The sequence below is a fragment of the Treponema sp. genome, assembly GCF_045657965.1.
Classification (GTDB): Bacteria; Spirochaetota; Spirochaetia; order Treponematales; family Treponemataceae; genus Treponema_D.
The window spans coordinates 1-9,347 of the sequence record NZ_JAZOUG010000166.1; the positions used below are offsets into that span (position 1 = coordinate 1).

The window sequence follows — 9,347 nt, forward strand, 5'->3', positions numbered from 1 at the left end:
TAAAAATATCGAAGAAAACAACGAGTATTATAACATGTATAAATTCAATACAGTTTATACCGCAAGTTCAGAATTAAAAGAAGGAACAACAATATATTCTGCTAAAAATCTTGGTACATTATTTCTACCTCCAGACAGCAAAGAAGGTTCAAGAATGTGGAACCCAGGGCATAAGCCATGGGTTGAAGGTATCGCTGGTTATGGAGAAAATGAATTTATTACGATTAGTACATCAAAAGAATTTAATGAGTTAAATATTTTAAATGGTTTTGTTTCCGAAAGATTAGACTTATATAAAAAAAATTCGAGAATCAAAGATATAGAAATTATAGATTTGGATAATGATATAAAATATTCCTACACATTAGTTGATGAAGTAAGAATTCAAACTATAAAAATGACGCAATGGACAAAGAATATTAAATTAATTATTAAAAGTGTATATAAAGGCGATAAATGGGATGACACTTGTATTACAAGTATTATTCCTGAACTCGTATATTAAAACGTATAAAGGTTCGTAGCCGACAGCGGGTCAAGCCCGCTGCGGTACAACCAGTTGTTATGCTGACACCCGCACTGGGGTACTGGAGGAAAAATGAAAAAAGAATTTGCCATTTTATGTTTTTTGCCTATTATACTTTTGAGTTGTCAAAAAAAACAAAGTAAAAATCAAACTTTTACAAATAATGACCAGAAAAGTATTAGTAAAGATGTTATTGACAATAATGAAACTAAAACAGAAAAAGGCCTTTCTGATAAATGGATAATAGATTTATCAATTTACAATGATGTTCCCGAAGATAGTTTCATCTCATCTATTTCTCTTCATTTAAATAAAGATAATTACTCGTTGGGATACCATTTCCAGGGTGGGCCGTTTGCTTATGGAAAATATACTATTGAAGATAATAAAGTATTTCTTAATTATCCAGAAAATATAAAATACGAAAGTGATACTTATACATACCTGCTGAATAAAATATTCCCGAATAAAGAAAATCAAGTATTTGCATATGATTCAAATTATAAATCTTTAGCCTATTCTGGTTGTCTAAGAAATGAAAATTCTATATTTGCCGACATAAATAACCCAAGTCCTGTAAATGAAGAATATGATTTTGAAGGTATAAAAGTAATCAAATTAGAAACATTTAATGCATATTCAAAAGAAACAATGAAATTAAGAACATCTCCTTCAACAACCTCAGAAGTAGGTAAGTTCTCATATGAAATTTGTGAATATTCCTGGATAAAAGAAAAATATAATGTATGTGAGGACAAAGACTCTTTAGTACCTTATTTATTAGCCGGAAAAATCTGTAAGGTAGATTTAAAAACTGTAGCTGAAGAAGAAATCGATGGAATAAATGCTCCTTGGTACAGAATAGGAATTTGGGGTGGCCCAGAAGACCGAGGTCATTATTTCTGGATCTGGGGTGGCTATTTGGAAAAATGGCCGGAAGAAGAAAACAGAAAAGAAGTAGATGATTTATTTGTAAAAGAAGCTTTGCGATTAAATGTTGTCAAAAAAGTTGAAAACTAAATAAAAGCTTCGTAACTGACACGGTGGTCAAATCACCATCATTAGAAGTTTAGGAATAGAAGAAATGGACTAGGCTGGTGTTATAGCAGTTATTTTAAGTAAAAAACTATGCGTCCTTAAACCCATTCTCCGCTGTCATCAAAAGGCTTCAGTTCAATATTCCACGGAAGGAGTTTCTTCCAGTCTTCTTTAGACTCACAGTAAGGTGCCTGTTCAAAAAGATTACGAATGTATTCCTCAGGTTCCAGACCATTTGCTTTTGCAGTCTGAACAAGAGAGAACATAAAGCAGGAACTTCTGGCTCCTTCTCCGCTATAGTTGAACTTCCAGTTATTTCTGCCGACTGTGAAAGGCCTGATTCCAATTGCCTCACATTCATTGTTATCAGGAGTAAGTTCGGCGCAGTCCAGATACTTTTGGAGTCTATCCCATTGATTGAGAGAATAACTGACAGCTTTTCCGAGTTTTGAGTTAGGCCTTACTTTCGGCTTGATTTCAATCACCCAGTCTTTAAACTCTTTAAATATCGGGATAACTCTTTCCCTGCGTTTTTTTATGAACTCCTCCGCTGTTATTTTTTTGTGTTCGTACCGCCATCTCAGTTCTCTCTCAATTTCATAAATTGTCTGATAGTATTCCAGTGCCGGCTCTGCATCCAGGTCATTACCGTTTTTCCAAGCATCAAAATACTTGCGCCTGTTGTGAGCATTGCAGGCACAGGAAATAATTTTTTTGTCATGAGTCTTGTTATATTCCTCTGCAGTGGTATGGTATGAGCTTAGACCGTCAGTCATCATGTATCCTGAAAATCCTTCAATCAGGGGAAGAACATTATTCTTGCACCTTGTCCATCTGAAATTATATTCCAGTACAGGATGATTTTCTTTTCCGCCCATGAGTACCCATATATAGCATTTTTCCCGGTCTTTGAGCTCGGCATCTTCCTGAACTCCTAACTCGTTTTTTATTTCATCCGGTTTCTGATTAATGACTTTTACAGGCGTCTCATCTGCATGAATTACATTTCCGCTTATTACTTCCTCGTGCAATATTTCGCGAAGCGGTTCAAGGGCTTCGGCTGCAGTTTCCTGCCAGTTGGTCATATTCTCGCGTGAAATATAAATGTGGCGGTACTTAAAGGCGTATTCCTGACGGTAATACGGAATGTGCATATCAAATTTATTGCAGATGATGTGTGAAACAACACTTGGAGTGATCATTGCTTTCGGAAATATGGTCTTCTCAACAGGAGCTGTTTTTACGACAGACTTATCTGAATAAGTGATGCCTTCACATTTCGGACACTGACATTTTTCCCTTACGATACGACGGACATATGCTTTATTCTTCGGAAATACAAGTTTTTCTGTGACTTCTTCTCCGATAACTCTTAAACGGGCACCGCATTTACAGTACATCTCGCTTTCGTGGAGTTTTATCCGCTGTTCTTTTCTAGGAATATCCTGTCCAAAGATTCCTCTGCCGCAGGTCTTTGGCCTTACAGATTCTTCCTCAAGATATACGCGCTTTGATTTATCATGTTCCTTGAAGATAGGCTTTTCTTTCGGGTTTTCGGCTGAAGGCGGAACTGGTACAGATTCCTTATTGAACTCCTCATCCTTTATTTCCGGCACATATTCTTCTGCACGTTTCGCAAATTTGTTTCTAAGCAGGGAAGCCAGCTGTTCTTTCAGATTATTGATTTCATCTTTCTGCTTTTTTATTTCTTCTGACTGCTGGTTGATTTTATCTGTCTGCTGATTGATTTTTTCACTTTGCTGAGTAATTTCCAGTTCCTTTGACTCTACTTTTTCCTCTAAAAGAGCGATTCGTTTCTTTGCTTCTTCAAGCTGGCGGAGGACTTCTTCTAATGTCAGGTTCTGGTTTTCACTCATTTACCAAAATTTTATCATTCTTGAATTTGCGTGAAAACCATTTAAATGAATAGTTTAAATCTCGTAATGAAGTTCGCTATGTTTTTTCCAAACATTGATTCCTTTCAAAAGCAGCTCAAGATCTTCATCCTTGATTTCCATGGCTTCCTCTTGTGTTTGCGGCCATGGCCAGCGTTCCCTTTCTAGTCGTTTGGCAGCAATCCAGAAGCCGTTTCCGCTCCACCAGATTGCCTTGATAATATTTCTCGTTGAGTTGCAGAACAAGAAAACACAGTCTTTATCATACTGGTTCAGCTTCATTGTGTTTTTTATGACTTCTGTAAGTCCTTCGAAAGACTTGTGCATGTTTGTTGCACCAGGTCGGATGAAAATACGGGTGTTTGAGAAATCGATTTTCATATCATTGCCACCGCATCAAGGATTTTCACAAGATTCCGCTCCGCAATTTCTGCAGGGACTTTTATTTCGATTCCGGCTTTCTTTATCGTTACCGATTTGTCTAGGTCTGTTTTGATTTCCGTTTCTCCAAGCTCAACAAAGCCGGACATCAGCTCATCGCTGAATTTCCAGCTCTCGGAATAAATCCAGTATTTGAATGTATTAACATTAAGTCCGTTCTCCCTGCAGAACGCGCTGGCTGACATTTTGGAATCTTTATACCGCTTGATAAAAATGTATTTCTGTTGTCTTGAGTAATATGCCATTTTTCCACCTCTGTCTTAGTTTACAGAAGGTGGGGGCGTTTTAGAATGTGCGGTTGGTTTGACGCTTACAGCGGAGGTGTCTATGTTCGTATTTCTTGTTCTGATTGTGATTGTCGTTCTTATCTGTATTGGCTCTGGCAGAGGCGGTGCGGCTTCTGCTCACAAGTATCCTATACCTGATTACAGAAATGAAAAAGATCCGCTGATGAATGCCTTTCTTGATGATGAATTTGATAAAGCTGACATGGAACTTTTGATGGAAGATGATGACATCCGTGAAGAATTCCGTGATGAAGTGGACTATGACTTTTATGATGAAGTCGATGAAACTATTTATGATGATGACATCCGGGATGAATTCTGGGAATTTTAGGAGGGCTTATGATACAAGCAATTATTTTTCCATGTAATATTTTCTCATTACAAGAAGTGGACTTTGATTTTCAAAACGAGTATACAGCTGCTATTGAAGTCGGCGGATTTGAAATCTACTTCTATGACTACGAGCAGTTTGTTCGTGATGGTATTTTGCGCTTAAATCGGAGACCGGAAGAAAAAATTTCGGCAGTTCTTCGTGGCTGGATGCTGAATGCAGAACTTTACGAACGCTTTTATAATCTTCTCTTGGAGCGGAACATTAATCTGATTACGAATCCAGAGCAATACCGCATGATGCATCTTTTTCCGAATGTTTATCCCCTGATTGAACAAGATACTCCCGGAATACTTGTTTATCCAGAATGTGAAAACAACTCAAAAATCAGTCTTAGTGAGATAAAGACAAAGTTCAATCGTTTTATGATTAAAGATTTCGTGAAGTCAGAGAAAGGAACAGATTTTCCGAAATTCTTTGACTCATCAATTTCTGAAGAAGATTTTTCACATTGGCTTAAAGTATTTCGTGAATACCGTGGAAAGCTTTTTACAGGTGGATTTTGCATCAAAGAATTCATGGATTTGAGAAAATACGGCGAACGTACTAACGAATGGCGTGTATTCTATCTGAATGGAAATATAATTTCTGTCAGCAAGAATTCCGGTCAGCCAGACTTTGCCTCGGAAGTTCCAAAATCTCTGATTGAGAAATACAAAAATCTTCCAAACCCTTTCTATACAGTAGACTACGCAGAACTGGCCGAGGGTAATTGGAAAATTCTTGAGGCTGGCGATGGGCAGGTGAGTGGTCTTTCGGATAGGCAGGATGCAATGGCTTTTTTCAGGACGATACAGGTGGGAGCGTGATATGTATTTCAGAATGAAACTTATAACTGCTAATGGCAAGGTTCATGAAGAAGCGAAAGACACTTTCAAATCTTTTGAATCTGTCGTCAACGCTCTTTCGACATTAAAGAGATTTTACAAGTCGATGATTCTGTACGATGAGCATGATAATGTCGTATGGACTTATTGGCTGTTTGTTTGAGAAGGATTTGGTATGGGCTGTGATATTGAATACTACCTTGACCACGATTTAATCGGTCTTTCAGCACAGGAGTTTTTAGAAGAGTTTAAAAAGCGTGTTGCACCTTTGCCAGTGGTGCTTACAGGGCTTCCTGAAGTGTACCCGAATAAAGGTTCTCCTTACAGGCATAATGCGACACTCCCGAATTGCTGGGAAATCGACTGCTTTCTCTACGACTTTGAAACACAATATAACAGTAACAATGACTGCATAAACATTCGTCTTCGCCAAGAAAATATTTCGCATAGCTGGGAACTTTCTTTCAATGCAAAGACAATGTGCTTTTTCCCTTTTGACTATGATTGCAGCTTTTTGCATGGCTCTCAGCGATGGCGGATTTTTCGTGAAGAGTATCTCACGAACAGAAACAAAGAAATTGAGGAAAATATTCAGACAACATTGGAAGAAATCAGAAAATATATCGCACCAGTTTTTCATTGTACAAAGCTGATTGCGATTGGCGACCAAGGGGTTCATCAGGAACTGAGTTGCGCAATGGATGCTGGAGCTTCAATTGAGGAAGCAATTGAGTGCGAAGCTGTGAAAAACGAGGGCTGTCATGTGTCGGTGTACCAGAATGGGGAAGATAAACGATTTTCGTATGCAGATAGGAATGAGCTTCCGGTGTGGATTGGGCAAATATAGATAAAAAAAGACGACAGCCATGATGCTACCGTCTTAACGATTTCTGTTTTACTCTGACTTTTCTGGCTTGTTATTTTTTATTGTTTCTTCAAAAAGTTCGATAACTTTATCAGTTTCACCACTTTTGAGAAGAGAAGTAGCTAAAGCCAATAGTAAATTTAATTCTTTCGTAGACACTGCCATAATGTAATTCTATCACAATTACAGATGTTTGCAAGAATTATAAAGAGGATTTTTGAAGAGTGTTTGGTTAGATTAGAATTTTGTCTACAAAATTGCGTCAATATGTTATAATAATATAAAAATAAGAGGATTATAGATGTCGTTTTCTGCTAGTCAGCTTGTTTGTTTAAAATCAGATAAATCAAAAAAAGGTGTAGTTGTAAGTATTTCTGATGATATTGTTTCTGTATTTATAGATAATGAGATCCAGCCTTTTTATATTTTCCAGCTTGTAGATGCAAATTGTAATACAAATGAAGAAATCAACTTCTCTGATTATACCGATTTCCATAATTATTTGACTTCCATTGAAGTTAATCAGAAAAATAATTCATCTTTGTTTTCCTTGAATTCTGGTAAAATTGATTTTATTCCATATCAATATCGTCCCGTTTTGAAATTTATCAAATCTGATCAGCCACGTATTTTAATTGCTGATAGTGTAGGTGTTGGAAAAACTATAGAAGCTGAATTAATTCTAAAAGAATACGAAGCAAGAAAAGATATTGATTCAATTTTGATAATTTGTCCAAAACCTCTTATTTCTGAAAAGAAATGGGAGAATGAGTTAAAAAGATTCGGAGAAGAATTTGTTCCTCTAAATGGTTCAGATTTAAAATTTTGTATTAATGAGACAAATGTAAATGGTGAATGGCCGACCAGATTAAAAAAATGTATAATTCCATATTCTTTGTTTGATGATGAATTGCTTACAGGCAAAAAGAACGATACAAAAATCAAAAAATTAGGTCTTTTGGATTTAGACCCACCTCCACATTTCGATTTGATTATTGTTGATGAGGCTCACCATATCAAGAATACAAATACAAGTCGGTATAAAATTGTTGATTTTTTCTCGCAACATTCAGATGCAGCTGTTTTTCTAACTGCGACACCCATTGAATTAGGAAACAGAGATTTATTTGTACTGCTCAATTCTCTTAGACCAGACTTGTTTATTGATTTCTCTACTTTTTCAAAAATGGCTGAACCAAATGCTTTTATAAATGAAGCTGCAAATATAATTAGGAGAAATGAGGAAAGTTGGGAAAAAAAAGCCTTAGAAAAACTTTGTGAGGCAAAAAAAACAAGTTGGGGCAAAGACGCTTTTTCTGAAAATCCAGAGTTTTTGGATATTGTAGATTCTTTGAATGAAGATAATATAACTGATGAAGAAAGGGTCAGACTAATATCTGCTATTGAATCTCAAAATAGTTTTTCAAATATAATTAATCGTACACGACGAAGAGATATTGGAAATTTTACACTCCGAAAGTCTCAGACTGTCCGAAATCAATTTACTGAAGAACAAGAGCATTTTTATAATCATTTACTTGAAATAGAAAAAAATGTTATGGAATCTTTGCATGGCCCGAATGTTGCATTTATGATGAATATGATTCAAAGGCAATGTTCCAGCTGCATCTTTGGAATGATTCCGCTTTTAAATCAAATTCTTGAACGGAACATCACTTCTATTTTGGAAAACTATAGTGAAGCTGATGAAAAAATTATGGAAGATGTAATTCATAATTTGAAATCTCAATTTCTAGAATTAAAGAATGAAGCATCTAAACTTTCGTTAGAAGATACAAAATTTGAAGCTTTGCTGAAAACAATAAATGAAAAGCAATCTTTTGCAAACAACAAAATTATTATCTTCAGTACATTTAGACATACATTAAATTATTTGCTTAAACGCTTGCAAAATGAAGATTTCAGAGTTGCTGTCATTCATGGTGATGTGCCAGACGATGATAGGAGAGCGTTAAGACAGCGTTTTCAATTAGATAAATCTGAAAATAATGCTTTGGATATTCTTTTATTTTCAGAGGTTGGATGTGAAGGTTTGGATTATCAATTCTGTGACTATATGGTAAATTACGATTTGCCATGGAATCCTATGAAAGTAGAGCAACGAATTGGACGAATAGACCGTAATGGCCAGAAAAGTGAAGCGGTTATCATTGTGAACATGATTACAGAAGGAACAATCGAACAAGAAATTTATGACAGATGTTTAAAAAGAATAGGTATATTTGAAAATTCTATTGGTGAGTGCGAAGAAATTCTAGGAGAAATAACGCAAGAGATTGAGAATATAGCAAGCAAATTTAATTTAACAAAAGAAGAGCGCGCTGAAAAGATACAGCAAATGTCCGACAATAAAATTCGTTTGCTTCAAGAAAAAGAAAAACTTGAATCAGAGCAGTATAATTTGCTTGGAATCAAAATTAATAATCAAGATTTGCAAGGGGAAATTGATAAGGCTACAAATCCATGGACAGAACCGAACGAATTGAAATTACTCGTCGGCAATTATTTGAAAACTCTCGGATATGAAAGCTTATGGGCGGATTCAGACAAACTTATTTATCATCTGAGATTTTCAAAAGACATGAAAGATTTGCTACTCAAAGATTTTGAAAACTTAAAGCTAAAACGAACTGGTGTAAATTTAGACTGGGAACGTTGGCTGAAACATGGCGATCAGTATTTAGCAGTTGCGTTTAATAGCGACGGAAAAACAAATAATGAAAAATGTATCCTTTTGAATGTTTTGCATCCTTTGGTTAAGCAGGCTGCAAAAAAAATTGAAACTGGTAATGCCAAGTATATTAGAGTTTCTTCTAATGATGAAAATCTTTCAAAAGGAAATTATGGATTTATAATATATCGATGGAAATACAGCGGTGTTTTAGAAGATTCGAGAATTATCATTGTTTCTGAAAATTCAGAAATTGAAAAGTTTTTAAATGTTAACATTTCAAAGCTAAAAGATTTTTCAAAAACACAAACTATCTATAATTGGGAAAAACTTAACAAATCTCATCAAAGAAAATGGTTTTCTGAAAAAGAAAAATTTATTGAGA

Annotated in this window: 11 protein-coding genes; 7 read left to right on the top strand and 4 right to left on the bottom strand. The window is 35.5% G+C overall.

Annotated elements, in window-relative coordinates; genetic code table 11:
* Both ACKI5B_RS06085 and ACKI5B_RS06090 read left to right on the top strand, forming a co-directional pair.
* Positions 1-505, top strand: a 505-nt coding sequence (locus ACKI5B_RS06085; protein WP_407426848.1) for an NADase-type glycan-binding domain-containing protein, incomplete at its 5' end; no start/stop codon positions are given.
* 93 nt (positions 506-598) lie between these two features.
* The gene (locus ACKI5B_RS06090) at positions 599-1,546 is read left to right on the top strand and encodes a hypothetical protein (protein WP_407426850.1); all 948 of its coding nucleotides are present in this window, start codon (positions 599-601) and stop codon (positions 1,544-1,546) included.
* A gap of 116 nt (positions 1,547-1,662) precedes the next feature.
* Here the strand turns inward: ACKI5B_RS06090 and tnpC are convergent, their stop codons facing one another.
* From tnpC to tnpA, 3 genes are read right to left on the bottom strand one after another with little or no spacing between them, the layout of a single operon-like run.
* Positions 1,663-3,441 carry an IS66 family transposase gene (gene tnpC, locus ACKI5B_RS06095; protein WP_407426852.1) on the bottom strand — a complete coding sequence of 593 codons (1,779 nt, stop codon included), beginning with the start codon at positions 3,439-3,441 and terminating at the stop codon, positions 1,663-1,665.
* Between the two features lie 54 nt (positions 3,442-3,495).
* Positions 3,496-3,840, bottom strand: a complete 345-nt coding sequence (gene tnpB / locus ACKI5B_RS06100; RefSeq protein ID WP_407426854.1) for an IS66 family insertion sequence element accessory protein TnpB — start codon at positions 3,838-3,840, stop codon at positions 3,496-3,498.
* Complete coding sequence (gene tnpA / locus ACKI5B_RS06105) at positions 3,837-4,145, bottom strand: IS66 family insertion sequence element accessory protein TnpA (RefSeq protein ID WP_407426856.1); 309 nt, start codon at positions 4,143-4,145, stop codon at positions 3,837-3,839. The genes tnpB and tnpA overlap by 4 nt, the downstream gene beginning before the upstream one ends.
* A gap of 82 nt (positions 4,146-4,227) precedes the next feature.
* On the opposite strand from tnpA, the gene ACKI5B_RS06110 reads away from it, so the two are divergent.
* Genes ACKI5B_RS06110 through ACKI5B_RS06125 form a run of 4 tightly spaced genes read left to right on the top strand, consistent with a single transcriptional unit; the run spans position 4,228 to position 6,252 of the window.
* A complete protein-coding gene (locus ACKI5B_RS06110) occupies positions 4,228-4,518 on the top strand; it encodes a hypothetical protein (protein WP_407426858.1) in 291 nt (96 codons plus the stop codon).
* 8 nt (positions 4,519-4,526) lie between these two features.
* A complete protein-coding gene (locus ACKI5B_RS06115; protein ID WP_407426860.1) occupies positions 4,527-5,387 on the top strand; it encodes an ATP-grasp domain-containing protein in 861 nt (286 codons plus the stop codon).
* A gap of 1 nt (position 5,388) precedes the next feature.
* Positions 5,389-5,568: a hypothetical protein gene (locus ACKI5B_RS06120; protein WP_407426862.1), complete on the top strand. Its 180-nt coding sequence runs from the start codon at positions 5,389-5,391 to the stop codon at positions 5,566-5,568.
* Positions 5,569-5,580: 12 nt separating this feature from the next.
* Positions 5,581-6,252: a hypothetical protein gene (locus ACKI5B_RS06125; protein WP_407426864.1), complete on the top strand. Its 672-nt coding sequence runs from the start codon at positions 5,581-5,583 to the stop codon at positions 6,250-6,252.
* Positions 6,253-6,300: 48 nt separating this feature from the next.
* Here ACKI5B_RS06125 and ACKI5B_RS06130 read toward each other — a convergent pair whose 3' ends face one another.
* Positions 6,301-6,435: a hypothetical protein gene (locus tag ACKI5B_RS06130; RefSeq protein ID WP_407426866.1), complete on the bottom strand. Its 135-nt coding sequence runs from the start codon at positions 6,433-6,435 to the stop codon at positions 6,301-6,303.
* A 136-nt stretch (positions 6,436-6,571) separates the two neighbouring features.
* Between ACKI5B_RS06130 and ACKI5B_RS06135 the strand changes: the two genes are divergently transcribed.
* Positions 6,572-9,347 (top strand): helicase-related protein (locus ACKI5B_RS06135; protein WP_407426868.1); only part of this gene is annotated, 2,776 nt, incomplete at its 3' end.

Coding starts and splice junctions, on each gene's coding strand:
- ACKI5B_RS06090 (WP_407426850.1), top strand. CDS start 599: ATGAAAAAAGAATTTGCCATTTTATGTTTTTTGCCTATTATACTTTTG.
- tnpC (WP_407426852.1), bottom strand. CDS start 3,441: ATGAGTGAAAACCAGAACCTGACATTAGAAGAAGTCCTCCGCCAGCTT.
- tnpB (WP_407426854.1), bottom strand. CDS start 3,840: ATGAAAATCGATTTCTCAAACACCCGTATTTTCATCCGACCTGGTGCA.
- tnpA (WP_407426856.1), bottom strand. CDS start 4,145: ATGGCATATTACTCAAGACAACAGAAATACATTTTTATCAAGCGGTAT.
- ACKI5B_RS06110 (WP_407426858.1), top strand. CDS start 4,228: ATGTTCGTATTTCTTGTTCTGATTGTGATTGTCGTTCTTATCTGTATT.
- ACKI5B_RS06115 (WP_407426860.1), top strand. CDS start 4,527: ATGATACAAGCAATTATTTTTCCATGTAATATTTTCTCATTACAAGAA.
- ACKI5B_RS06120 (WP_407426862.1), top strand. CDS start 5,389: ATGTATTTCAGAATGAAACTTATAACTGCTAATGGCAAGGTTCATGAA.
- ACKI5B_RS06125 (WP_407426864.1), top strand. CDS start 5,581: ATGGGCTGTGATATTGAATACTACCTTGACCACGATTTAATCGGTCTT.
- ACKI5B_RS06130 (WP_407426866.1), bottom strand. CDS start 6,435: ATGGCAGTGTCTACGAAAGAATTAAATTTACTATTGGCTTTAGCTACT.